1 protein-coding gene is annotated in these 255 nt (G+C 47.5%); it reads left to right on the forward strand.

The features are described from left to right. Positions 1–255 (forward strand): transposase (locus WA407_RS26520; protein WP_336078747.1); only part of this gene is annotated, 255 nt, incomplete at both ends.

Genomic DNA, 255 nt, shown 5'->3' on the forward strand with positions numbered 1-255 from the left:
CTGCCATTGATCCTACCGTGTTGTTTAAAATGATCTTTCTCGGCTATTTCTATGGCATTCGCTCAGAACGGCAACTCGAGCGTGAAATTCAGACGAACCTGGCTTATCGCTGGTTCCTGGGGCTGGGTTTAACGGATAAAGTTCCAGACCATACGACGATTAGCTGGAATCGTCGCACTCGCTTTAAAGACACCACGATCTTTCAAGATATCTTCGATGAAATTGTGCTGCAGGCGATCTCTCACCGAATGGTGG

The organism is Paenibacillus sp. 203, assembly GCF_037027525.1.
Taxonomy (GTDB): domain Bacteria; phylum Bacillota; class Bacilli; order Paenibacillales; family Paenibacillaceae; genus Paenibacillus; species Paenibacillus polymyxa_B.